Below are 24,494 nucleotides of genomic sequence, written 5' to 3' on the forward strand. Positions count from 1 at the left end.
CAATTGCTGAGATACTGGTAGAATGTTTACATAATAGTGTTGAGTGAAAGAAGTTATGGCTAAGAATGTGATTACAGACATATTAAAAGAAATAAACGCTCTTCCAGGCTTGAGTGTAGATAATGTAATCGAGAAGATAGAGAATGAGATGAAGACACGATATGAAGCTGGTAAGATATGGCCTGACACCTTCGAAAATTGGAAAGAGGCTGGATTTGATGTTAATTACAAGTGGTATAACGATAAAGCATTATTACATTATGCTGCTGAGGGTGGTCGTGAGAGGGTAATAGATGCTTTAATACAAAATGGGGCAAATATTGAAGTAGAAGATAAGTATAGAAATACTCCATTACATTATGCTGCTGCAAATGGTCATGTAGAAGTAGCAAAAACTCTAATAGACAAAGGTGCTGATGTTAATAAGACAGGTGGTTGTGAAGCTACTCCATTACATTATGCTGTTGAATGTGGTCATATGGAAGCCGCAAAAGTTTTGATAAACAAAGGGGCAAAAGTTAATGTGGTGGATAGACTTGGATGTACTCCATTATTTTTTGCCATTGAAAATGACCTTGTAGAAATAGCAAAAACTCTAAGAGCCTGTTCATAATCTTTTCAGAAGTAAGGCAGTGAAAGCCAGAACGACCATTTGTAGGCTAGTATTGAGTTTTCGCTCACAGTTTTTCCACAATCTTCTACACTTTTCTAACCAAGCAAAAGATCGCTCCACAACCCATCTTTTGGGCAATACAACAAAGGAATGTAATTCATTTCTTTTTATCACTTCAACGGTTGCACCAATAATCGTTTTTATTTGAGTTGCAAAATTCTCTCCAGTATAGCCTGCATCAACCAGTACATTTTTAACTCCCGAGAGGTTTTCTTTTGCATTTTCGACCATTCTCACAGCACTGCTACGGTCAGTTATCTCTGCTGTTGTTATATAAATTGCATGGGGCAAACCTTGCGTATCTACTGCAATATGGCGTTTTATTCCTGAAATCTTTTTGCCTGCATCATAGCCTTTTTCTTCAGCAGTATCTGCATTTTTTACACTCTGTGCATCAATTATGCAGAAGCTGGTTTTTTCTTTCCGACCATTGTTTTGTCGGACCACGACAACTATTTTTTTTTAACACCAGCTCCAGAACACTTTCTTTATCTGCATCTGGTTTTTCACTCCACTTCTTAAAATAGTCGTAACAATTGCGCCATTTTGGAAACTCTTTTGGTAGCATTCTCCACTGAAAACCGCTTTTCAGAACGTATAACACTCCACAAAATACATCATACAAATCAAGTTTTCTTGGTTTTGTTTTTTTCCTACAGGACTCTAGATCTGGTAACATAATCTCAAATCTTTCCCGACTTATATCACTTGGGTATAAACTCCTCATATATCCTAACTTATATATATTATCTCTTAGTTTATTCCTTTCTTGAGATCATGTACAGGTTCTTATACTCCATGATTCACACCTTAAACTATTTATTTTAATTATACTATAGCTAGAAAAACAGGCAATACATAATCAATGACTGATTTCTATATACATAGCATATTAGAACTGACATTTTAGTAACTGTCAATTACTTCGTATGATGTTAACAAGCCACATGGGAATTTATAGAAAATACTCAGCTCCGTAGCATCACAAAATTTTTAATTATTGACTTTCCCCAAAAACACGAAAATAGTATGTACCTTTGCGAGAACGCGTTGTGTAAAAATAGGGTTGTGAAAATAAAAACATAAAATTGTTGCAACAAAGCCAAGCAAATTAGTTCATATATAAATTTAGTTAAAGTAGGCTAATATAGCTGGTTTTGCGGTATAGTAAAGTTGCTATAAACAAAGATTCGCACGGATCCAGCGGTAGAGGTGTGGCATCCAAGCACCATCCATAAGATGTAAAAAATCCAGCATACAAGGGGCTAGCAGCATATGGTAAAACAAAGGCGGGCCCAGTAATGCTAGAAGTCAAACCAAAAAAAAGCAACAGCCGGCGAACTTACTCTATTTATAGTACAGATGAAGAGAATTGGATTTATATACCAGTGCCGAAAATAGTTGACAAAGATTGTGTATACTTATTACAATTGTTTGGGTACCAGAAGTTTTTACGGCAACAAAGTATGCACTAACTATAAGTAAGGAAGACTTTAAGCAGGCAATAAAAAAAATGAAGTAACGTTTAAAAGAGATTGAAGGAGAGAAGAAAAAGGTAAAAGGGAATACGGCAGAAAATGAATCTTATTACAAATAGCATAAAGGGCTTTTATTCTGGTGTTAAATCGGACCTAGATTGGCAAGCCAAACGTAGTCTTATTAGAACATTAGTAAAAGAAGTCAACATTGATCTTGATAAAGTAGATGTAGTATTTAAGATCAAAGAACTTAAAAACCCCGCCCAGAATGGACAAAATCAAAAGATGGTACATTGTCTAAGAGCCTGTTCATAATCTTTTCAGAAGTAAGGCAGTGAAAGCCAGAACGACCATTTGTAGGCTAGTATTGAGTTTTCGCTCACAATTTTTCCACAATCTTCTACATTTTTCTAACCAAGCAAAAGATCGCTCCACAACCCATCTTTTGGGCAATACAACAAAGGAATGTAATTCATTTCTTTTTATCACTTCAACGGTTGCACCAATAATCGTTTTTATTTGAGTTGCAAAATTCTCTCCAGTATAGCCTGCATCAACCAGTACATTTTTAACTCCCGAGAGGTTTTCTTTTGCATTTTCGACCATTCTCACAGCACTGCTACGGTCAGTTATCTCTGCTGTTGTTATATAAATTGCATGGGGCAAACCTTGCGTATCTACTGCAATATGGCGTTTTATTCCTGAAATCTTTTTGCCTGCATCATAGCCTTTTTCTTCAGCAGTATCTGCATTTTTTACACTCTGTGCATCAATTATGCAGAAGCTGGTTTTTTCTTTCCGACCATTGTTTTGTCGGACCACGCCAACTATTTTTTTTTAACACCAGCTCCAGAACACTTTCTTTATCTGCATCTGGTTTTTCACTCCACTTCTTAAAATAGTCGTAACAATTGCGCCATTTTGGAAACTCTTTTGGTAGCATTCTCCACTGACAACCGCTTTTCAGAACGTATAACACTCCACAAAATACATCATACAAATCAAGTTTCCTTGGTTTTGTTTTTTTTCTACAGGACTCTAGATCTGGTAACATAATCTCAAATCTTTCCCGACTTATATCACTTGGGTATAAACTCCTCATATATCCTAACTTATATATATTATCTCTTAGTTTATTCCTTTCTTGAGATCATGTACAGGTTCTTAGAAGTTTTTTCTTTAGGATCCATTGTTCTACCGCTGGATCCGTGCGAACTTTTCTTTATAATGATTTTACTATACCGCAAAACCAGCTATATTAGCCTATTTTCACTAAATTTATATACGCACTAATTTGCTTGGCTTTGTTGCAACAATTTTATGCTTTCATTTTCACAACGCCGCTTTTGTTTAATTTGTTCTCACAAAGGTACGTACTTTTTTTGGAGAAAGTAAATAATCAAAATTTTGGTGACGCTATAGAACCAGCATTTTCTACAGTTTTCACGTAATTTGTTAGCAAAATTGACAGTTGCTGAAATACTGGTAGAATGTTTACATAATAGTGTTGAGTGAGAAAAAATGGATTTTAACCAGTATGTTCGAGGTAGAGCTTTCGTATTGCAGGATCGTACCCCAATAAATATAAGCGAATTGGTACGTTTTCTACAAAGTAATACACACATTACAATGCTTTCTTTATGGAATAACAAAATTGGCGATGAAGGTGCAAAAGCTTTAGCTAACCTTTCAAATCTTGAAACTCTTGAGTTAAGAAGTAACGAAATGAGTGATGAAGGTGCAAAAGCTTTAGCTAAGCTTTCAAAGCTCGAACGTCTTGATTTATCGTTTAACAATATTAGTGATGAAGGTACAAAGGCTTTAGCTAAGCTTTCAAACCTTTCTTCTCTTGAGTTATTAGGTAACAAGATTGGTGATGAAGGTGCAAAGGCTTTAGCTAAGCTTTCAAAGCTTAAACGGCTTGATTTAGATGGTAACAAAATTGGTGATGAAGGTGCAAAAGCTTTAGCTAATGGTAAGCTTTCAAAGCTTAAATTGCTTAATTTAAGGGGTAACAAAATTGATGATGAAGGTGCAAAAGCTTTGGCTAAGCTTTCAAATCTCAGACATCTTGATTTACCCCATAACGAAATTGGTGATGAAGGTGCGAAAGCTTTAGCTAAGCTTACAAATCTTGAATGGCTTGATTTAAATAATAACAAGATTGGTGATAAAGGTGCAAAAGCCTTAGCTAACGGTAAGCTTACAAGTCTTGAACGGCTTGTTTTATCCCAGAATGAAATTGGCGGTGAGGGTGCAAAAGCTTTAGTTAAGCTTACAAATCTTAAACAGCTTGATTTAGATGGTAACAAAATTGGTGATGAAGGTGCAAAAGCTTTGGCTAATGAAAGGTTTACAAATCTTAAGCTTAATTTATGCCGGAACAACATTGGTGATGAAGGTGCAAAGGCTTTAGCTGAATCTCCATTCTTAGAACACGTTAGAATTTCTCTTGAAAATAACCCTATTAGTAGTAAGGGCATAAAAGCTTTAGCCGAATCTGAGAACTACTTTGAATTAACAAGTAACTTTGATTATGCAAATGACAACAGCTCTTTAGGCTTTTATAAATGTCTGAGAAAATTATGGTCTGAAAAAAGAATATGGTCTAAAGGCAGCGTTAACAAACTAGGTAAAGATACTACAAAAAGCTTATTTTTTCATCTTGCACAACAAAATCATCCAAAAGAGAGAATAGAGCTTTTGCTGGATGATTCCGATAAATATCCTTTTTTAATTAACTCAATAGATTGGCAAGGGCACACACTATCTCATTTTTATACTCACTCCCCTGAAATGCAAAAGTTTTTCTTTGAACGTGGCATGATTCCTGAAGAAGAAAGGAGTCGAAGAGATGATGAACGCATTGCACGAGATAGTCAATCTGTCCATGGAAGTCTAGTAGTTAAACGGACAAATTTTTTTGCTAAAAAGCTAGTTGAATCAAGGGGAGACAGTAAAGAACAGTTAGAGCAAGCAGCGGCTTCTTACGTAGAAAGTATAAGACTATTTAAACAATATCAGAATGATCCAATAAGACTAAAGCTTCTTAGTTTAACTGATAATGACAAAAGAAGTGTAATGGAGAGAACATTACGCAATAGTGATTCTATACCAAATGACAAAGAATTTATTAAGGCTGTCATTGATAAAGCTGAGCAAGCACTAAAACAGCAGTATTTAAAAAAGAACTTCCGCGGTGAATATGACCAAAGGTATCCTACAAATAGGATGCAGTATGATTACGCAAGGGATGATGCAAAAATTACTATACCTGAATCTATAGGTTATATAAAACTACTTATTGATAATTTTTCCGTTCCACTGAAAGAAAAAAAGGAGTTGCTAGTCACTCTTATGGAACAAAATCCAGATTTGGTAAAGAACAAATTATCTAAGAGCCTGTTCATAATCTTTTCAGAAGTAAGGCAGTGAAAGCCAGAACGACCATTTGTAGGCTAGTATTGAGTTTTCGCTCACAATTTTTCCACAATCTTCTACATTTTTCTAACCAAGCAAAAGATCGCTCCACAACCCATCTTTTGGGCAATACAACAAAGGAATGTAATTCATTTCTTTTTATCACTTCAACGGTTGCACCAATAATCGTTTTTATTTGAGTTGCAAAATTCTCTCCAGTATAGCCTGCATCAACCAGTACATTTTTAACTCCCGAGAGGTTTTCTTTTGCATTTTCGACCATTCTCACAGCACTGCTACGGTCAGTTATCTCTGCTGTTGTTATATAAATTGCATGGGGCAAACCTTGCGTATCTACTGCAATATGGCGTTTTATTCCTGAAATCTTTTTGCCTGCATCATAGCCTTTTTCTTCAGCAGTATCTGCATTTTTTACACTCTGTGCATCAATTATGCAGAAGCTGGTTTTTTCTTTCCGACCATTGTTTTGTCGGACCACGCCAACTATTTTTTTTTAACACCAGCTCCAGAACACTTTCTTTATCTGCATCTGGTTTTTCACTCCACTTCTTAAAATAGTCGTAACAATTGCGCCATTTTGGAAACTCTTTTGGTAGCATTCTCCACTGACAACCGCTTTTCAGAACGTATAACACTCCACAAAATACATCATACAAATCAAGTTTCCTTGGTTTTGTTTTTTTTCTACAGGACTCTAGATCTGGTAACATAATCTCAAATCTTTCCCGACTTATATCACTTGGGTATAAACTCCTCATATATCCTAACTTATATATATTATCTCTTAGTTTATTCCTTTCTTGAGATCATGTACAGGTTCTAAGGTAAAAGAAAAACTTGGAAATAGCGTAATCCTCGATAAAGAACAGTTTAATAAAACAGAACTACATGGATTATTAAATGGTATAGATGACGGTAAAAAAGTAGATGAGTTGTTTAAAGAAATCAGTGACTTAGATATAGAAAAGATCTGGAGAGAGCAAAAAGAGTTTGTTCTCCTAAAACAAATATATATAGCAGCAACAACTTATGGTGAAAATAGCAGTGCTTGCATTCAAGGTACATGGGGTCAAATTATTGGTAGTATAAACGAAATTAGCTCCGAAATCGTGGCACAATATGATCACTATTTGGAAGAAGAACAAAAGCAGGAAATGCAACAAAATGCTATTACAAAAGAAAATATTAAACCATTTCTGGAAGATTTGGCTAATAAGCTAATTCAATATGTAGAACTTAATCCAGAATTAAAAGAAACCTTAGAAGATTTTGTTGTGGGCATTGTGGATATTGATAAGCCTGAAGAAATTACTTTTGAACAGCAAAAAATTTTAGCAGAGACAAATAAATATTTTAGTGAAAATATTAAGGGTGTTTTACAGAATTACAATAGAAACATACCAAGTAGAGGCGAATACGGCCTTGTCATCGAGGGATTGTTAGAAGTGAAAGCAATGCAACGCTTTGTACAACCAGATCAAGAGCTACTTAATCATCAGGAGAATATCACAGGGGAAATGGAAACTCAAATTGATGGAGATGGTAGAGATGAGTGGTTTGATGCAAAAGATAATGATAGTTGTGTAAATAGTAGCGAGAGCGACACGGATGAAGAATTTAAAGATGCTAATGAGTCAGTTTCTCCAGAGGAAAGCAACACACTGTTAGTTCCAGAAAGATTACAACCAGAAAATTCAGTAGAAGCACTTGCAACAGATCAAAAAATTGGTATTCAAAAGGGAGTGTTAAATAAACCATACGCGTCAAGTTAAGAGATTGTGAACAAATTTAGAGAGGTTAAAGTGGATACTCTAGCCCTTCTACGTTTGTCTTTTAATGAAAATTGCGACCAAGTTATAGTAAGTTTTCTAAGAAATTCTTTTAAGCTATTAATTTTAGTTAATACTAAAAATATAGCATTTCTCATAATAGTCCGAACAGGTCATAGGAAGGCAGAATCAACAGCACGACGAAAGGATTCGAATAGAGGAATGTTTTTCCTAGCTCTGTTTTTTATAGCAAACCAATGATGCTCAATTTTGTTGAAATCTGGAGAATACGGCGGCAGATACAAAATTTCTGCACCAACTCCTCTAGCAAGCTCGATAATCTTACCAGACTTATGAAAAGTAGCATTGTCAAGAATGACAGTCTGTCCAGGTTCCAAGATCGGTGTCAAAAATTGCTCAAACCATCCATTAAAAACATCCATATTACAGTGGCCTTCAAAGGTTAATGGAGCAACTATCTTTCTTCTACTTAAGGCTGCAACCATACTGATTCGTTGAGTTTTCTTTCCAGATTTTAGGCCATAAAACCGCTGTCCTTTCTGGCAATACCCATATGGATAGTCCTCTGTGTTATCAATGCCAGACTCATCTATATAAACTAAGTTTTCTGGTTCTTTTGTTGCTATAATTTTTAAGAATTCAGCACGTTTTTCTTCGTTTCTTTCCTTGTATCCATATGTCTTTTTTTGCGCGTAAATCCAATTTTTCTGAGAGCTCGGTGGATCGTTTGGATACTAACGTTGCCCCAAAGTTTAGCCATTTCCGACAGAGTCTTTCCTCCGTTTTCTCTGGCAAATTTAGCAAAGGCATCCCAGTCGGTAATTTTGTGATTGTAACCTCCATTTCCAAGTTTTTTTGATTGAAAGTCTCCTGTTTCTTTTCTTCTTTGCTGCCACTCCCATAAAGTAGTTCGTCCAATTTTAAATCTCGCTGCCACTGTTTCTCTGCTTCCTCCCTCCTCTAGCGCTTCCATTGCTTTTTTCCTTAAGTCATAACTATATGCTGCTGGCACTCAACCTCCTTATCATCGTCTATCCTTATCTTATCACATCCGGACTTCTATGAAAAGAGCTATATCTTTCTTCTACTTAAGGCTGCAACCATACTGATTCGTTGAGTTTTCTTTCCAGATTTTAGGCCATAAAACCGCTGTCCTTTCTGGCAATACCCATATGGATAGTCCTCTGTGTTATCAATGCCAGACTCATCTATATAAACTAAGTTTTCTGGTTCTTTTGTTGCTATAATTTTTAAGAATTCAGCACGTTTTTCTTCGTTTCTTTCCTTGTATCCATATGTCTTTTTTTGCGCGTAAATCCAATTTTTCTGAGAGCTCGGTGGATCGTTTGGATACTAACGTTGCCCCAAAGTTTAGCCATTTCCGACAGAGTCTTTCCTCCGTTTTCTCTGGCAAATTTAGCAAAGGCATCCCAGTCGGTAATTTTGTGATTGTAACCTCCATTTCCAAGTTTTTTTGATTGAAAGTCTCCTGTTTCTTTTCTTCTTTGCTGCCACTCCCATAAAGTAGTTCGTCCAATTTTAAATCTTGCTGCCACTGTTTCTCTGCTTCCTCCCTCCTCTAGCGCTTCCATTGCTTTTTTCCTTAAGTCATAACTATATGCTGCTGGCACTCAACCTCCTTATCATCGTCTATCCTTATCTTATCACATCCGGACTTCTATGAAAAGAGCTATAACTCTCTAATCCGCCTTTTTAGCTCAATAAATGCCTTTGTTAAACTGAGTTCTGTATTCTTTTTTAGTTTTGTACAACTGACCATTCCATGAAATATGAGAATTGCACATAATTTAGCATATAATTCACACAATACTCTGTATGGCTTCCCTTTTAGTTCATCAAGTCTTATGTAGCTCTTGTATAGTTTAAATAACAACTCAATTTGCCACCTTACTCTGTAGATTGTTAATACTTGCTCAGCACTAATTTTATCCTCTGGAATATTAGTTATGAATATTGACCAGTTCAACAATTTTTGATTCCTTTTGGAAGATGTATATCCATGTGATTTTGCCAATTTATTAGCTTTTCTTCTTCTGGCTAGAGACTGCTCTTCAGTTAGTTTATGACATATCATTCTTACTCTAATCTTTGCTTCTTTTCCCAATAATACCTCAGTTTCTAAAAATAGCTTGTCTCCTAAACATTCCAATAATTCCATTTTTTGATTTGTTTCTATAGCATATATATTGGTATCAGATTTATAACGACTAATAAAATAAGCTCCCGTTTCATTGATCTGTTTAAAAGAACTTGGGACAAAATAACCAAGGTCAGATATTAGCAAATCGTTACTTGATATATCGATCAAATGCTCCCTATAACCTTGGTCTGACCTTACTCCCTCCGTTATGTTAAGTTGATCCAATGTCTGATTTAAGTAATCAAAAACTAATTGTAAATTTATCCCAGACTTAGTGTTACTCTCATAGCCTTTGTAACTAGTACCATACCCTTTATACAGATTTTTCATACTGTTAGGCAGGCTAATATAGCCACTATCCAATAACTTGACGCCTTTAAATTGCTGCAAGATTCTACAATCAATTTGCAGGATATTTTTAAATAAAGCCATAGATTCATTGTACATTCTCTTCATAAATTCTACTGCTTCTTTAGTAAACCTGAAATCTAAACCCTGTTTCGTCATTACCACAGATTCTTCGTTTAATAATTGGCGCATTGCATCTATGCTGCAGTTTTCAATTCCTATATTACCCCAAATTATAGCTTTTATGAATGATGAACCGCTCAGCTTTCTCTTCCTTTTTACAAATCCTGTTTCAATTGATACCTCATTTGCCATTTCATTGAAAAATTTGTTGAGGTTGTTTGATAGGCAAGTTATTTTATTCATCGTTAGCTCTCTCACTAAAAGTATATCTGAAAGAACTTATATCTTATTATTCTATCTCCTTCATATCTTTTTCCTTAACTTGACGCGTATGGTTTATTTAACACTCCCTTCAGCTATATTCTTTAGGCTGTTTTTCAACAGTAGAATGGTGTGCTGCAACCTCTTGCTTAACATCTAAGCTTAAGTCAATTATTGAGATATTTTCTTCATCATAATCTATGTCTTTTATTAACATATCGTTAGTAATAGTCAAAAGGTCAGGCGGAGAAAGAATAGTTCTTTTATTACCAGCTCTCATTCCCACAACTCCAAGCTCTATAGCAAGTGGTATTTTTTTATCGCCAACCCTAAATTGCACTGTTTGATCTTTGACTATATATTCCCCATTATGCTCCTTTACGCTATATTTAACCGATATCTCATCACCGCACCTTACTTGTTTTCCAGTCTTGTTAATTAAGTCATTAAAAACCATCAGATTATTTACTGAGTCGGGATATTTACCCTTTACTTCGATCAGTTTGACGTAATAAGAATTAAAATTCATTTTGTTATCATTGGCAATAGTAACTACACGCTCTCCGCCTTCTTTCATACCTATTACCCCTAAACTCACTTCTTTTAGGTCATCTTGACCTATTTTCAAAGTAACATAAGAAACTCTGCTAGGGAGTGTTGCTGAGTTATTATTAGAAATTTTATATATTTGCAATAGGACTTCCAGGCCACAAAAAGCCTTGCTGCCACTGCCTTCAGTAATTTCATAAAAATTTATCGAATCTTCTTCTTTTTGCTGCGTCATTTCTTCTAAATATTCCGTCAGCCCATGCTTTTCAATATAGCGGTCAAGTGCTGATTCAAGTATTGGCTTCACTAGGTAATATGCTATCGTCTGTATCAAACCACCATGCGTGGCATTTATCTCATAAAGCTTGTCCTTTTTTTCCGGTTTACCTTTGTTTATATAGACAATAGTAAACATAAAAGCAGAAGTTAAAGTGAGAATCATTACTATGGAAATAAGCATTTGTAATATAATTTTTCTAACCATCTTTCTTTACTTGATTCAATAAATCATATAAATAATTAGTATCCCCTGAAAGCGCACTCAAATTATCCAAGCCTTGTTTAAAGAGGCTGTCTATATAGTCCTCTACTTCACTTTTACCAAGCACAGACATTAAATTATTTGTTTTATCTTGTTCGTAGTCTTCAATATCATCCTTAGCTTGAAAGATAAGCCCTAGATTTATTCCATAGTTATATAACGCTTTACGTTGCTTGTCTGTAGCATTTCCTATTATAGCGCCTATTTCACATGAAGCTGCAAATAGTTTTGCGGTTTTCATCAAATGAATTTCTTTTATTTTATCAGCTTGGCCCGACGTCATTCCAGCGTTATACATACAGCCGTACGAATGTTGTGGTTTTAAGGTAGAAAGGGTGTCATTCGAGTAGCTGACACTGGAATCCATTTCATGTTCAGCTCCACCATCGCATGGCTTTTTGCACGAAATGCTTGTAGGCAAAGCCTTCTGGATCCCAGTGTCCGCTACTTGAATGACAGAGGGTTGGGGTCTAAAATCTATATGCTCACTGTTAATATCTAAAGCCTGTCCTCCCACCATTCCCCTAATTCCTATTGCCTGAGAAAGAACTTTCATGATCTCACAGCGTTTCTCATTTAACGAAGATAATACCTCAAAAGCCAGAGTAAGTAGTGCATCTCCGGCAAGCACTGCTGTTGCTTCATCAAATTTTTTATGGCAGCTTAGCTGGCTTCTGCGAGTATCACTGTTGTCCATGCACGGTAAATCATCGTGAATTAGAGAGTAAGCATGAACAAATTCAATTGCTGCAGCAACTGGTATTACTTTTTTAGCTTCCGCGTTAAACACTCGCGATGAAGCTACGACTAAAAAGGAGCGTATATGTTTTGCAGGAGCAAGGAGTATATAACGCATAGCTGATATAAGCTTATTCTCGCTATTTTCGGGTAAAAGTTTATTTACTTCTACAATAAGCAAATTTTTTGTTGTTTCGTCTAGCATTTTTGAATTGTTAATTGTTTAGCACGTAACGCTAGCCAGCTAGGGCAATAGAAAACCTTACTTTAGTCTACCAGTTATAAAAGATATTGCAAACATAAAAATTTTTTATAACATCAAAGAATAGGTTATTTTTTTGGTAAGAAATGTGAATAGCGAACTAGCAAAGAGCACTAGAGAAGACATAGAAGAAAAAGTGAAAAAGATTATACTAGAGCACATTAGTAAGGATGTAGAGAAATTCAACAGCTCTTCAAAGCTTTCGGAGCATGGTACAGACAGTTTAGATGCAGTTGAAATCATCATGGCGGCAGAAGAAGAGTTTGGAATAGAAATTCCAGATGAAGATGCACAAAAAATGGAAACTATGGAGCAAATAGTTGAGTACATTAATAATAAAAAAGGCTAATAGTTAGTGTTAAATGAGCAGAAGAGTAGTAGTCACTGGTGTTGGTTTAATCACTCCGCTAGCGGCAGATGTTGACAACACTTGGTCAAGGCTGATAAAAGGCGAGTCTGGCATAAAAGCAATCAATACAGATAGATTTGACTCTTCTGATCTTGCTTGCAAAATTGCAGGGCAGGTGCCGTTGCAATCAGACAACATTGAGCACCATTTCAATCCACTAGATTATATTTCTGAGAAAGACTCAAAAAGGACAGATCGTTTTATCCATTACGGTATTGCAGCAGCGATTCAAGCTGTGGAAGATTCATCTTTAGAAGATTCAAAAGTAGATAGAGAACGTGTTGGCGTAACTATTGGCTCTGGTATAGGTGGTCTTCCGTCAATTCAGGAAAATGTTATTACCATGCAGGAAAAAGGGCCCAGACGTGTCAGTCCATTTTTTGTCCCTGCAAGTCTAATAAATTTGATATCTGGCCATATTTCTATTAAATACGAATTTACAGGTCCAAACGATTCAGCAGTAACCGCATGTGCAACAGGTGCGCATGCAATCATAAATTCAGCAAGAACTATAAAACTTGGTGAAGCGGATATTATGATTGCAGGTGGAGCAGAAAGTGCACTGTGTAGAGTTGGAATTGCAGGTTTTGCGTCTATGAAGGCGTTATCAACTAAATTCAATGATAAACCCAAAGAAGCTTCAAGACCATGGGATGCAGAACGCGATGGTTTTGTTATGGGTGAAGGAGCAGGTATATTGGTGCTGGAGGAATACGAACATGCAAAAAAAAGGGGGGCAAAAATACATGCTGAACTGCTTGGGTACGGACTCACAGGAGATGCGCACCACATTACAGCACCACAGCCAGAAGGAAGAGGTGCATTTAAGGCAATGCAGCTTGCCTTAAAAAGTGCGCAAATTAATCCAAATCAAGTAGGATATATCAATGCACATGGAACTTCAACGCCACTTGGAGATAAAATTGAAGTAATAGCAATGAAACAGTTATTTGGTGACTACGTTTATAAAATACCTGTTTCTTCAACTAAATCTTCTATAGGACATTTACTTGGTGCTGCAGGGAGCGTTGAAGCAATATTCAGTATTCTTGCGTTAAATAATGGAATTATTCCGCCAACCTTAAATTTACATAAACCTTCAGAAGGATGTGATTTAAATTTTGTACCGTTTAAAGCTCAGGAGCATAAAATTCAATATGCACTTTCTAATTCGTTTGGTTTTGGTGGCACTAATGCATCGCTCATCTTTGGACAAGTGTAATCAATTCTGCTGCTGAATAGCTAAAATGTACGAACATTATGATCTGTGATAGCTATATTATCTGTAATTTGCCTTTTACTGTCGATTTACTATACTTATTTGGTAAGATCTAGCTTAATTAAATGCACAAGATATTAATAAGAAATAACTACAAACCCCTGGTTGGAAAAATCAAGATTAATGGTTCAAAGAATGCTATTTTACCAATAATGGCAGCAAGTCTATTGAGTAGCTTCCCGGTAATTTTGCATAATGTACCTGATTTAATTGATGTGCATCTAATGTCTAAGCTGCTTGAGAGTCTTGGAGCGAAAGTGAACTTTACACACAATAAAGATTATAAAGCAAATCATACTTTGAAAGTTGACTGCGGTAATATCAACAATCACGTAATGTCACACGAAACTGCAAGTAAGCTGCGAGCATCTCTTTTAATGCTAGGTCCAATTCTCAGTAGATTTGGTAAAATCACAACAGTCTTTCCTGGTGGATGCAATATCGGAAAGCGTCCCGTTGATATGCATATCAAAGCATTAGAAGAAATGGGAGCTAAAATTGAAGTTGAAGGCTGTAATATAATTGCAACAGTGAAAGGAAAGCTACAAGGAAAAGAAGTTACACTTGAGAAAATAAGCGTTGGTGCAACAGAAAATATAATAATGGCAGCAACACTTGCAGAAGGAGTGACAATAATAAACAATGCTGCAACAGAGCCGGAAGTTCTTAATTTAATAGAGTTCCTAAAGAAAATGGGTGCTAATATTGAGATTAGTGGTACAAGGATCACAATAACAGGAGTTGAAGCATTAAATGGATGTGTTCATAAAATAATACCAGATCGCATAGAAGCAGGTACTTATGCACTAGCTGCTATAATAACCGGTGGTAAGTTGGAGTTAGAAGGAATAAGTCTATCTGATATAAGATGTATTGTGAATGAATTGAAGGCTATAGGGGCTAATGTTGAGCTATATAATGATGGGGTTATGATTTCCAGAAAAAATTGCTCTATTAGGTCTGCTAACATTGCAACAAACCCTTATCCAAATTTCCCCAGTGATATGCAACCACAACTAATGTCCGCAATGTGCATTGCTGATGGGATATCAGTAATTGAAGAGAACATTTTTGAAAACAGATTTGCACATGCAGATGAATTGAGAAAGTTAGGCGCTAATATCAGCATAGAGAAAAATAAAGCTACTATAAATGGAATAAAAAGCTTATCTGGAGCTAATCTGTGTGCCACTGACTTAAGGTCAACAGCAGCTTTGGTACTTGCTTCTTTGGCAGCTAGCGGAGAAACTACAATAAACAATTCGCATCATTTATGGAGAGGATATGAAGCAATGCACGAAAAACTCAATTCATGTGGAGCTGATATCTCTATTTCATCTTGAGGACATACTATGAATGAAACAACTAAACGAGTCACAGTGAAAGAAATAGATGAAATTCTGTACGAGGAGCATAAGGTACTAGATCATGGATTTATTCGAGTAATGGATTATATGGGCTCTGATAGCGCTATAGTTCAAGCTGCTCGTGTTTCTTATGGCAAGGGAACAAAACAGATAAGTCAGGATGAAGCACTTATAAAGTATTTAATGAGACATCATCATACAACTCCATTTGAAATGTGTGAAATTAAGTTTCACGTGAAACTTCCAATTTTTGTTGCAAGGCAATGGATAAGGCATAGAACTGCAAATGTGAATGAATATTCGGCAAGGTATTCAATACTTGATAATGAATTTTATATACCAAAACCAGAACAAGTTGCAAAACAATCTGACAATAATAAACAAGGTAGCGGGGAAGCTTTTGATCCAGATACCTCAAAGGAAATAATAGATTCTCTAACAAATGACTCTAATTTAGTATATTCTCATTATGAAAAATTTATTGAGCAGGGGCTTGCAAGAGAAATTGCCCGAACTAACCTAACGCTTAATTACTACACGCAATTTTATTGGAAAATAGATCTGCATAACCTCCTTCATTTTTTGAAGCTTAGAGCTGATAAGCACGCCCAATATGAAATTAGAGTCTATGCAGAAGTTATGCTCGATATAATAAAGAAGTGGGTTCCACTGGCCTACAATGCCTTTGTTGAATATTGCCTAGAATCAGCCTGTATTTCAAAAACTGGTCTAGAAATAATTCGCAAATTAATTAAAGGGGAAAACGTTACTAGAGAAGAAAGTAATATTGGTAAAAGAGAATGGGACGAGCTGATGTCTATACTTGATAAACAATCTTAAAGATAAAGGCATACGTGTCAATCTCCTCTGTCAGTTAACTCTCGTTCACCAGATTGAATCTTGCTTTTTACATCACATTAACTCATCACTTTTATAGAACATCTCATTGAAATCATTTAGAGTTCCAAAATCCTGACCTTTGATAAACAGGTGATCGTTAGCAACATGTGCTTCATCAAGAGTAAATTGCTCGTAATGATGATTGTGAGCTGGCCTAACAATTTCATTATATAAAACCATTACTTGTTCGTAGTTATATCCATCGCCAGCATGATATTTACCACGTACGGTATCATAAAAATTCTTTATATCATCATATGTCACTTGCAGCTCCACCTTATACTTTCCCACTTCAAGAGGACTTCCTGTCTTTATTTTTAAGGGATGTTGTGAATTTGCAACACTGTTAGAACCTATACATGATCTCAAGAAAGGAATAAACTAAGAGATAATATATATAAGTTAGGATATATGAGGAGTTTATACCCAAGTGATATAAGTCGGGAAAGATTTGAGATTATGTTACCAGATCTATAGTCCTGTAGAAAAAAAACAAAACCAAGGAAACTTGATTTGTATGATGTATTTTGTGGAGTGTTATACGTTCTGAAAAGCGGTTGTCAGTGGAGAATGCTACCAAAAGAGTTTCCAAAATGGCGCAATTGTTACGACTATTTTAAGAAGTGGAGTGAAAAACCAGATGCAGATAAAGAAAGTGTTCTGGAGCTGGTGTTAAAAAAAAATAGTTGGCGTGGTCCGACAAAACAATGGTCGGAAAGAAAAAACCAGCTTCTGCATAATTGATGCACAGAGTGTAAAAAATGCAGATACTGCTGAAGAAAAAGGCTATGATGCAGGCAAAAAGATTTCAGGAATAAAACGCCATATTGCAGTAGATACGCAAGGTTTGCCCCATGCAATTTATATAACAACAGCAGAGATATAGCTCTTTTCATAGAAGTCCGGATGTGATAAGATAAGGATAGACGATGATAAGGAGGTTGAGTGCCAGCAGCATATAGTTATGACTTAAGGAAAAAAGCAATGGAAGCGCTAGAGGAGGGAGGAAGCAGAGAAACAGTGGCAGCAAGATTTAAAATTGGACGAACTACTTTATGGGAGTGGCAGCAAAGAAGAAAAGAAACAGGAGACTTTCAATCAAAAAAACTTGGAAATGGAGGTTACAATCACAAAATCACCGACTGGGATGCCTTTGCTAAATTTGCCAGAGAAAACGGAGGAAAGACTCTGTCGGAAATGGCTAAACTTTGGGGCAACGTTAGTATCCAAACGATCCACCGAGCTCTCAGAAAAATTGGATTTACGCGCAAAAAAAGACATATGGATACAAGGAAAGAAACGAAGAAAAACGTGCTGAATTCTTAAAAATTATAGCAACAAAAGAACCAGAAAACTTAGTTTATATAGATGAGTCTGGCATTGATAACACAGAGGACTATCCATATGGGTATTGCCAGAAAGGACAGCGGTTTTATGGCCTAAAATCTGGAAAGAAAACTCAACGAATCAGTATGGTTGCAGCCTTAAGTAGAAGAAAGATAGTTGCTCCATTAACCTTTGAAGGCCACTGTAATATGGATGTTTTTAATGGATGGTTTGAGCAATTTTTGACACCGATCTTGGAACCTGGACAGACTGTCATTCTTGACAATGCTACTTTTCATAAGTCTGGTAAGATTATCGAGCTTGCTAGAGGAGTTGGTGCAGAAATTTTGTATCTGCCGCCGTATTCTCCAGATTTCAACAAAATTGAGCATCATTGGTTTGCTATAAAAAACAGAGCTAGGAAAAACATTCCTCTATTCGAATCCTTTCGTCGTGCTGTTGATTCTGCCTTCCTATGACCTGTTCGGACTATTATGAGAAATGCTATAACTGACCGTAGCAGTGCTGTGAGAATGGTCGAAAATGCAAAAGAAAACCTCTCGGGAGTTAAAAATGTACTGGTTGATGCAGGCTATACTGGAGAGAATTTTGCAACTCAAATAAAAACGATTATTGGTGCAACCGTTGAAGTGATAAAAAGAAATGAATTACATTCCTTTGTTGTATTGCCCAAAAGATGGGTTGTGGAGCGATCTTTTGCTTGGTTAGAAAAATGTAGAAGATTGTGGAAAAATTGTGAGCGAAAACTCAATACTAGCCTACAAATGGTCGTTCTGGCTTTCACTGCCTTACTTCTGAAAAGATTATGAACAGGCTCTAAGATAGAAAGCTCTCGCTTAGCTACAAAAGAAAGATTACAGAAGTTATAGCATTTCTCATAATAGTCCGAACAGGTCATAGGAAGGCAAAATCAACAGCACGACGAAAGGATTCGAATAGAGGAATGTTTTTCCTAGCTCTGTTTTTTATAGCAAACCAATGATGCTCAATTTTGTTGAAATCTGGAGAATACGGCGGCAGATACAAAATTTCTGCACCAACTCCTCTAGCAAGCTCGATAATCTTACCAGACTTATGAAAAGTAGCATTGTCAAGAATGACAGTCTGTCCAGGTTCCAAGATCGGTGTCAAAAATTGCTCAAACCATCCATTAAAAACATCCATATTACAGTGGCCTTCAAAGGTTAATGGAGCAACTATCTTTCTTCTACTTAAGGCTGCAACCATACTGATTCGTTGAGTTTTCTTTCCAGATTTTAGGCCATAAAACCGCTGTCCTTTCTGGCAATACCCATATGGATAGTCCTCTGTGTTATCAATGCCAGACTCATCTATATAAACTAAGTTTTCTGGTTCTTTTGTTGCTATAATTTTTAAGAATTCAGCACGTTTTTCTTCGTTTCTTTCCTTGTATCCATATGTCTTTTTTTGCGCGTAAATCCAATTTTTCTGAGAGCTCGGTGGATCGTTTGGATACTAACGTTGCCCCAAAGTTTAGCCATTTCCGACAGAGTCTTTCCTCCGTTTTCTCTGGCAAATTTAGCAAAGGCATCCCAGTCGGTGATTTTGTGATTGTAACCTCCATTTCCAAGTTTTTTTGATTGAAAGTCTCCTGTTTCTTTTCTTCTTTGCTGCCACTCCCATAAAGTAGTTCGTCCAATTTTAAATCTTGCTGCCACTGTTTCTCTGCTTCCTCCCTCCTCTAGCGCTTCCATTGCTTTTTTCCTTAAGTCATAACTATATGCTGCTGGCACTCAACCTCCTTATCATCGTCTATCCTTATCTTATCACATCCGGACTTCTATGAAAAGAGCTATAATATCAAATTTTTTAAAACTTTCATTCTCCTTGACTCTGTCAACTTCATAAAACAACTCTTGGACCAAATGTATCTGGCATAACACCTTTTGGTAACTTGCTACTTCCTTTTTTTCCGCATCTCCGACAACGGCCATTGATATTCCACTACATAAGGCTTGATTTTTGGTAGATCAACTTTTTTATGAATAATACTATGCTTCTCCTTAAATTGACCATTTCCCCTAAACGCTATTAGCTTCCTTAAAACTTACATTAATGCCTATTTTGCCTAAACTGAAGCGTCTTTTCCAATTTTTTCTAGCATCAACTCAGCAGCTTTTTGTTCAGCAATCTTTTTACTAGAAGCGCATGCAGAAACTTTACCATAATCTTCTATGCAAACTGATATAGTAAATTCAGGATTGTGCGCTGGTCCAGTTTGTTTTACAAGCTCATACTCTGGTAAAGGCAATTTGTTTTTCTGAGTCCACTCTTGCAGTGAGGTTTTAGGATCTTGAGGGGGGTCAAGCATGCCTTTAGCTAGCTTTTCCCAATATTGGATAATAAATTTTTCAACATTTTCAAGTCCGCCATCAATATAAATTGCACCTATTAGTGCTTCAAGCGAGTTTTCTAAATTTTTTAAGTTACATCTCCCTCCATTGCAGCGTTCACTATTATTCATGATGATAAAGCTGCCTAATTTTATTTCTTTAGCAACATTAGCAATGGTGTTGCCACAAACTAAATCCGTCTTTCTTTTTGCCAATGCTCCTTCTTTTTCTTCAGGAAATAGTTTAAACAGTGTGGCAGATACGACCATATTCAAAACACTATCGCCCAAAAACTCTAGTCTTTCGTAGCTTACAATCTGGTTTTTGCTATTCCTTTTATTTACGCTTGGGTGAGTTAGTGCCTCTTCTAATATTGCATAATTTGTAAATTTATAATCAATGATCTTAGATATTGCATCATTCAAACTCTTCATACCCATTATTTAAAAGAAAAACACTTCCTACCACACCTTTATACCAAAGAATTAGTTTTATTTTATTAAAATAGTACCAACAACTTTCAAAATGTACAGTTTAATAGAGCTCTTGCATAGCCATTATTTGAGTAATGATTCATCGATGTTATTCCAGTGTCGGCTACTTAGGTGACAGAGAAGATGTCTAATGTATACAACCCACCACCTCACTAATGTTACTAAATCCATCTCTCCTTATGAGTTCTGCAAGTTCTAGATTAATTTTGTTTACAACTTGAGGTCCGTGGTATATGAGAGCAGTGTACAACTGCACCAAAGAGGCTCCTGCCTTTATTTTTTTATATGCATCAGCACCACTTGAGATTCCTCCGCACCCTATCAATAATATTTTGCCCTTAGTAAATTTGTACATATCGCCCAATAACTCGGTTGAAAGTTTGAACAGTGGTTTGCCACTCAATCCGCCACTCTCGTTGTGGTGGGAATGTAAGTTATTCCGACTGACCGTAGTGTTGCTTACTGTTAAACCATCAATTTTATATTCCAATGCAAGCTCAGCGATATTTTCTTTCGTTTGCTGATCTACATCTGGTGAGATTTTTAATGTTATTGGTATGGATTTAGAATTATCAATTGATTTCCGGATGGATTTCAACAATTCCGATAATTCTTGCTTATTGTGCAGATTGCGTAAATTAGGCGTGTTTGGGGATGAGATGTTCAGCACTATATAATTGCTTTTTCCATATACCATCTTTATTAAATCAACATAATCACGGATTTGGTCTTTCGATGCACTATTTTTTCCTATATTTATACCAAAAATGCAGTCATCAAGCTTGGTTTCATCTATTTGTTTAAGAAAATAGTCTATTCCTTTATTGTTAAATCCCAATCTGTTAATTACCCCTTGATCTTTAATTAACCGAAAAATTCTTGGTTTTTTGTTTCCATATTGTGGATTACGAGTTACAGTACCAGTTTCAATAAACCCAAAACCAAATGAAAGCATAGGCCTTATAACTTCTGCATTTTTGTCAAAACCTGCAGCCAGGCCCACGGGGCTTCTGAGCTTATTACCAAAAAAATTCACACTCAAAGATTCTGGTAGCTCTATAGGTTTTCTATAAGGCATTTTCTTTAATGCCATAATTGCCAAAGAGTGAGCAACTTCGGGCGGCAGTAAAAACAATAAATCACGTAATATCATTTTGTAAAACACTTTGCTTATTTTTAGTTTATTTTTTACCATGAAACGCTATAAGAGTATAACCATAACTTGAAAAGAAATTAGACCTCTTGCATAACCATATAACGAACTTTTATTGGAAATAGAAACAAAAAACTTACTTGACAAGCTTCGCCAGCCCCCTTATTATGACAATAAGGGTATTTATGACTTAAAACTTGTTTTTGACCTGCAGGCTCAATGACAAAATTCAGTAAAAAACTCAGATTATTTATTGGCGGATTACATAAAATTATAGCGGCTGCATGTCTTTTTTATTTTTTCTACATTCAGCCAAAACGCGCTTAAACTAAGCGTCAGCACATTATTACAGCGCCACTTACAGTAATATAGAGTCAAAACTCGCACTACGGGGCTTCTTTTGCCTTTTTTTTGTTTGGTAAATTTCTTAATGTTTGTAGCTAAACGACAACCGTCATCCCGCTACTTGTTAGCGGCTAAGAGATACCGCGAATGAATCGCGGTATGACGAGGGAGAACAGTTGCCACTTGTTAGCGGATGAGATACCGCGGCGGTATGACGGTTAAGTAGGGTGTCATTCCAGTCTGGAATCTAGTCTTTATTATGCAGCCACTTATTTAAAGTTAAGTTTTCTGGATCCAAGTAGTCAAGCTACTCGGATTACACCTTTTTTTTACTTAGTTTGGGTTATGCAAGAAGTCTATTGATTTTACTTATGAATGAATAATGGATAAGCTTTCTCTATAGGTTACATACTTAAAGCTACTGTTGAATTGAGCAACTTTTACAAGATATAGAAAATGAAAGAGGCCGGGACCGGAATTGAACCGGTATAAAAGGATTTGCAGTCCTCCGCATAAGCCATTCTGCCACCCAGCCGTTTTTTATGTGTAGATATCCATCATATCTTTTAGCATAGATAAAGCTTCCTCCTTTTTGCGTTGAAAAGTGTTACGTCCAATGATTGAACCATTACCACCACCCTGCTTAATTTCTTTCGCTTCATTGCATATGTCATTCACTGATTTCGACTCGCCACCAGAAAAAACTACTATTCTTTTTCCTGCAAAACAAGATCTTTTAACATATTCAATTCTTTTAGATAATGATTCAATATTTTCTGTTTCTATTTTCTCCCTTTCCAAATATTTAGTTGGAAGTTTTACTTTTATTATATTAGCGCCAAGTAAAGCTGCTATGTGCGCAGCATAGGCAATAACATCAACTGCCGTTTCACCTTCTTTGGAAATTCCTTCACCGCGTGGATAAGACCATAGCACCACTGCAAGCCCATAAGATTTGGCTTCAGCTACGATTTCACGGGCTTCTTCCATCATATCGAAACACTTAGCAGAACCAGGATATATAGTAAATCCAACAGCCAAGCAGCCCAAACGCAGCGCATCTTTCACAGAAGAGGTTATTGCTTGATCAGAAGTCAGATTCTTCGAATGTAAGGAGTTGGAACTATTAAGTTTCAAAATAAGTGGGAGCATTCCAGCATAAGTTGAAGCACCAGCTTCAATCATACCAAGTGGAGCAGCATATGCACTTACTCCCGAATCAACTGCAAGTTGAAAATGATAATGTGGGTCATAAGCATCAGGGTTAACTTCAAAACTTTTAATTGGACCATGCTCAAATCCTTGATCTACTGGCAGAATCACTAACTTGCCAGTGCCGCCAAGCTTTCCATGCATGAGAATACGAGTAAGATTTGCTTTTACGCCGGGGTTTTCACTTTCGTAGTAGTTTAAGATTTGTTTTATTTCTTTATTCATTAATGCTATGAAATTCACTTAAAGTATAGCAAAAACTGTAGTTGAAGCAAAGATCTTTTTATGGTTCTTGTCCTGCAGGTATACCTAAGAGCCTGTTCATAATCTTTTCAGAAGTAAGGCAGTGAAAGCCAGAACGACCATTTGTAGGCTAGTATTGAGTTTTCGCTCACAATTTTTCCACAATCTTCTACATTTTTCTAACCAAGCAAAAGATCGCTCCACAACCCATCTTTTGGGCAATACAACAAAGGAATGTAATTCATTTCTTTTTATCACTTCAACGGTTGCACCAATAATCGTTTTTATTTGAGTTGCAAAATTCTCTCCAGTATAGCCTGCATCAACCAGTACATTTTTAACTCCCGAGAGGTTTTCTTTTGCATTTTCGACCATTCTCACAGCACTGCTACGGTCAGTTATCTCTGCTGTTGTTATATAAATTGCATGGGGCAAACCTTGCGTATCTACTGCAATATGGCGTTTTATTCCTGAAATCTTTTTGCCTGCATCATAGCCTTTTTCTTCAGCAGTATCTGCATTTTTTACACTCTGTGCATCAATTATGCAGAAGCTGGTTTTTTCTTTCCGACCATTGTTTTGTCGGACCACGCCAACTATTTTTTTTTAACACCAGCTCCAGAACACTTTCTTTATCTGCATCTGGTTTTTCACTCCACTTCTTAAAATAGTCGTAACAATTGCGCCATTTTGGAAACTCTTTTGGTAGCATTCTCCACTGACAACCGCTTTTCAGAACGTATAACACTCCACAAAATACATCATACAAATCAAGTTTCCTTGGTTTTGTTTTTTTTCTACAGGACTCTAGATCTGGTAACATAATCTCAAATCTTTCCCGACTTATATCACTTGGGTATAAACTCCTCATATATCCTAACTTATATATATTATCTCTTAGTTTATTCCTTTCTTGAGATCATGTACAGGTTCTTAGCGGAATCTAGAGATACCGTGACGGTATGACGTGTTAGCTATAGAATATAGATCAGAAGTGACAAAGCTTCAAAAAAAGCCTAATATAGG

19 protein-coding genes, 1 tRNA gene and 6 pseudogenes are annotated in these 24,494 nt (G+C 36.2%); 10 read left to right on the plus strand and 16 right to left on the minus strand.

All coding sequences use genetic code 11. From position 1 onward, the window contains the following. Positions 1–55: 55 nt before the first annotated feature. Complete coding sequence (locus tag ABWU71_RS03220) at positions 56–613, plus strand: ankyrin repeat domain-containing protein (RefSeq protein WP_353284772.1); 558 nt, start codon at positions 56–58, stop codon at positions 611–613. Here the strand turns inward: ABWU71_RS03220 and ABWU71_RS03225 are convergent. Further along, positions 608–1,400 (minus strand): IS5 family transposase gene (locus ABWU71_RS03225; protein WP_353284773.1). Its coding sequence is split into 2 segments (ribosomal slippage): positions 608–1,135 and positions 1,137–1,400, totalling 792 coding nucleotides; the frame shifts between segments, so codons are not numbered across the junction. The genes ABWU71_RS03220 and ABWU71_RS03225 overlap by 6 nt on opposite strands. A gap of 1,060 nt (positions 1,401–2,460) precedes the next feature. Continuing rightward, positions 2,461–3,253 (minus strand): IS5 family transposase gene (locus tag ABWU71_RS03230; RefSeq protein ID WP_265023453.1). Its coding sequence is split into 2 segments (ribosomal slippage): positions 2,461–2,988 and positions 2,990–3,253, totalling 792 coding nucleotides; the frame shifts between segments, so codons are not numbered across the junction. A 419-nt stretch (positions 3,254–3,672) separates the two neighbouring features. Between ABWU71_RS03230 and ABWU71_RS03235 the strand changes: the two genes are divergently transcribed. Further along, positions 3,673–5,586, plus strand: coding sequence for a leucine-rich repeat domain-containing protein (locus ABWU71_RS03235; RefSeq protein ID WP_353284774.1), 1,914 nt, complete (start codon positions 3,673–3,675; stop codon positions 5,584–5,586). Here the strand turns inward: ABWU71_RS03235 and ABWU71_RS03240 are convergent. Beyond that, positions 5,558–6,350 (minus strand): IS5 family transposase gene (locus ABWU71_RS03240; protein WP_265023453.1). Its coding sequence is split into 2 segments (ribosomal slippage): positions 5,558–6,085 and positions 6,087–6,350, totalling 792 coding nucleotides; the frame shifts between segments, so codons are not numbered across the junction. The two genes, ABWU71_RS03235 and ABWU71_RS03240, sit on opposite strands and share 29 nt — an antisense overlap. 42 nt (positions 6,351–6,392) lie before the next feature. On the opposite strand from ABWU71_RS03240, the gene ABWU71_RS03245 reads away from it, so the two are divergent. After that, positions 6,393–7,364, plus strand: coding sequence for a hypothetical protein (locus tag ABWU71_RS03245; RefSeq protein WP_353284775.1), 972 nt, complete (start codon positions 6,393–6,395; stop codon positions 7,362–7,364). 170 nt (positions 7,365–7,534) lie between these two features. Here ABWU71_RS03245 and ABWU71_RS03255 read toward each other — a convergent pair. From ABWU71_RS03255 to ABWU71_RS03275, 5 genes and pseudogenes are all read right to left on the minus strand, one after another. Then, a protein-coding gene (locus ABWU71_RS03255; RefSeq protein WP_353284076.1) for an IS630 family transposase occupies positions 7,535–8,394 on the minus strand; the annotation gives its coding sequence in 2 pieces (ribosomal slippage) (positions 7,535–8,070 and positions 8,070–8,394; 861 coding nt in all). Between the two features lie 62 nt (positions 8,395–8,456). Next, a pseudogene (locus ABWU71_RS03260) lies at positions 8,457–9,013 on the minus strand (IS630 transposase-related protein); the annotation flags it as partial. 62 nt (positions 9,014–9,075) lie between these two features. After that, a pseudogene (locus ABWU71_RS03265) lies at positions 9,076–10,257 on the minus strand (IS4 family transposase); the annotation flags it as partial. Positions 10,258–10,366: 109 nt separating this feature from the next. Further along, entirely contained in the window at positions 10,367–11,308 is a 942-nt protein-coding gene (locus ABWU71_RS03270) for an FKBP-type peptidyl-prolyl cis-trans isomerase (RefSeq protein ID WP_353284776.1), read from the minus strand. Continuing rightward, positions 11,301–12,308 (minus strand): polyprenyl synthetase family protein, encoded by a 1,008-nt coding sequence (locus tag ABWU71_RS03275; protein ID WP_353284777.1) that lies wholly within the window; start codon positions 12,306–12,308, stop codon positions 11,301–11,303. The genes ABWU71_RS03270 and ABWU71_RS03275 overlap by 8 nt, the downstream gene beginning before the upstream one ends. A gap of 181 nt (positions 12,309–12,489) precedes the next feature. Between ABWU71_RS03275 and acpP the strand changes: the two genes are divergently transcribed. The 4 genes from acpP (at position 12,490) to thyX (ending at position 16,260) form a co-directional block, all read left to right on the plus strand. Next, on the plus strand, positions 12,490–12,714 hold the full coding sequence (gene acpP, locus ABWU71_RS03280) for an acyl carrier protein (protein ID WP_213863337.1): 225 nt from the start codon (positions 12,490–12,492) through the stop codon (positions 12,712–12,714). A 13-nt stretch (positions 12,715–12,727) separates the two neighbouring features. Then, on the plus strand, positions 12,728–13,996 hold the full coding sequence (gene fabF, locus ABWU71_RS03285; protein ID WP_353284778.1) for a beta-ketoacyl-ACP synthase II: 1,269 nt from the start codon (positions 12,728–12,730) through the stop codon (positions 13,994–13,996). Positions 13,997–14,118: 122 nt separating this feature from the next. Next, positions 14,119–15,396 (plus strand): UDP-N-acetylglucosamine 1-carboxyvinyltransferase, encoded by a 1,278-nt coding sequence (murA, locus tag ABWU71_RS03290; protein ID WP_353284779.1) that lies wholly within the window; start codon positions 14,119–14,121, stop codon positions 15,394–15,396. A 9-nt stretch (positions 15,397–15,405) separates the two neighbouring features. After that, a complete protein-coding gene (gene thyX, locus ABWU71_RS03295; RefSeq protein ID WP_353284780.1) occupies positions 15,406–16,260 on the plus strand; it encodes an FAD-dependent thymidylate synthase in 855 nt (284 codons plus the stop codon). A 72-nt stretch (positions 16,261–16,332) separates the two neighbouring features. Here the strand turns inward: thyX and ABWU71_RS03300 are convergent. Further along, positions 16,333–16,671, minus strand: a pseudogene (locus ABWU71_RS03300) (hypothetical protein); the annotation flags it as partial. 60 nt (positions 16,672–16,731) lie between these two features. Here ABWU71_RS03300 and ABWU71_RS03305 point away from each other — a divergent pair. The 3 genes and pseudogenes from ABWU71_RS03305 to ABWU71_RS03315 form a co-directional block, all read left to right on the plus strand. Next, positions 16,732–17,203: pseudogene (locus tag ABWU71_RS03305) on the plus strand (IS5 family transposase); the annotation flags it as partial. Positions 17,204–17,265: 62 nt separating this feature from the next. Next, positions 17,266–18,125 (plus strand): IS630 family transposase gene (locus ABWU71_RS03310; RefSeq protein WP_353284076.1). Its coding sequence is split into 2 segments (ribosomal slippage): positions 17,266–17,590 and positions 17,590–18,125, totalling 861 coding nucleotides; the frame shifts between segments, so codons are not numbered across the junction. A 27-nt stretch (positions 18,126–18,152) separates the two neighbouring features. After that, a pseudogene (locus ABWU71_RS03315) lies at positions 18,153–18,476 on the plus strand (transposase); the annotation flags it as partial. Positions 18,477–18,561: 85 nt separating this feature from the next. On the opposite strand, the gene ABWU71_RS03320 reads toward ABWU71_RS03315, so the two are convergent. From ABWU71_RS03320 to ABWU71_RS03345, 7 genes and pseudogenes are all read right to left on the minus strand, one after another. Then, a protein-coding gene (locus ABWU71_RS03320; protein WP_353284781.1) for an IS630 family transposase occupies positions 18,562–19,421 on the minus strand; the annotation gives its coding sequence in 2 pieces (ribosomal slippage) (positions 18,562–19,097 and positions 19,097–19,421; 861 coding nt in all). A gap of 118 nt (positions 19,422–19,539) precedes the next feature. Continuing rightward, positions 19,540–19,675: pseudogene (locus ABWU71_RS08055) on the minus strand (IS66 family transposase); the annotation flags it as partial. An 81-nt stretch (positions 19,676–19,756) separates the two neighbouring features. Continuing rightward, positions 19,757–20,455: a ribonuclease III gene (gene rnc, locus ABWU71_RS03325; RefSeq protein ID WP_006279914.1), complete on the minus strand. Its 699-nt coding sequence runs from the start codon at positions 20,453–20,455 to the stop codon at positions 19,757–19,759. Positions 20,456–20,642: 187 nt separating this feature from the next. Beyond that, the gene (locus ABWU71_RS03330) at positions 20,643–21,710 is read right to left on the minus strand and encodes a quinone-dependent dihydroorotate dehydrogenase (RefSeq protein ID WP_353284782.1); all 1,068 of its coding nucleotides are present in this window, start codon (positions 21,708–21,710) and stop codon (positions 20,643–20,645) included. 766 nt (positions 21,711–22,476) lie between these two features. Then, positions 22,477–22,548 (minus strand) — tRNA-Cys (locus tag ABWU71_RS03335). A 5-nt stretch (positions 22,549–22,553) separates the two neighbouring features. Continuing rightward, positions 22,554–23,450, minus strand: coding sequence for a class I fructose-bisphosphate aldolase (locus ABWU71_RS03340; protein WP_353284783.1), 897 nt, complete (start codon positions 23,448–23,450; stop codon positions 22,554–22,556). A 96-nt stretch (positions 23,451–23,546) separates the two neighbouring features. Further along, positions 23,547–24,339, minus strand: a protein-coding gene (locus tag ABWU71_RS03345; protein ID WP_265023453.1) for an IS5 family transposase whose coding sequence is annotated in 2 segments (ribosomal slippage) — positions 23,547–24,074 and positions 24,076–24,339 — 792 coding nt in all. Because the reading frame shifts where the segments join, the coding sequence is not laid out codon by codon here. Positions 24,340–24,494: the final 155 nt, after the last annotated feature.

It is taken from the genome of Wolbachia endosymbiont (group A) of Lasioglossum fulvicorne, assembly GCF_964028605.1.
Lineage (GTDB): Bacteria > Pseudomonadota > Alphaproteobacteria > Rickettsiales > Anaplasmataceae > Wolbachia.

Excerpts from the sequence above, each read along its gene's own strand:
- rnc (WP_006279914.1), bottom strand. The coding sequence starts at position 20,455 with ATGAAGAGTTTGAATGATGCAATATCTAAGATCATTGATTATAAATTT.
- ABWU71_RS03270 (WP_353284776.1), bottom strand. The coding sequence starts at position 11,308 with ATGGTTAGAAAAATTATATTACAAATGCTTATTTCCATAGTAATGATT.
- ABWU71_RS03235 (WP_353284774.1), top strand. The coding sequence starts at position 3,673 with ATGGATTTTAACCAGTATGTTCGAGGTAGAGCTTTCGTATTGCAGGAT.
- ABWU71_RS03220 (WP_353284772.1), top strand. The coding sequence starts at position 56 with ATGGCTAAGAATGTGATTACAGACATATTAAAAGAAATAAACGCTCTT.
- ABWU71_RS03330 (WP_353284782.1), bottom strand. The coding sequence starts at position 21,710 with ATGGTAAAAAATAAACTAAAAATAAGCAAAGTGTTTTACAAAATGATA.
- ABWU71_RS03275 (WP_353284777.1), bottom strand. The coding sequence starts at position 12,308 with ATGCTAGACGAAACAACAAAAAATTTGCTTATTGTAGAAGTAAATAAA.
- murA (WP_353284779.1), top strand. The coding sequence starts at position 14,119 with ATGCACAAGATATTAATAAGAAATAACTACAAACCCCTGGTTGGAAAA.
- thyX (WP_353284780.1), top strand. The coding sequence starts at position 15,406 with ATGAATGAAACAACTAAACGAGTCACAGTGAAAGAAATAGATGAAATT.
- fabF (WP_353284778.1), top strand. The coding sequence starts at position 12,728 with ATGAGCAGAAGAGTAGTAGTCACTGGTGTTGGTTTAATCACTCCGCTA.
- ABWU71_RS03340 (WP_353284783.1), bottom strand. The coding sequence starts at position 23,450 with ATGAATAAAGAAATAAAACAAATCTTAAACTACTACGAAAGTGAAAAC.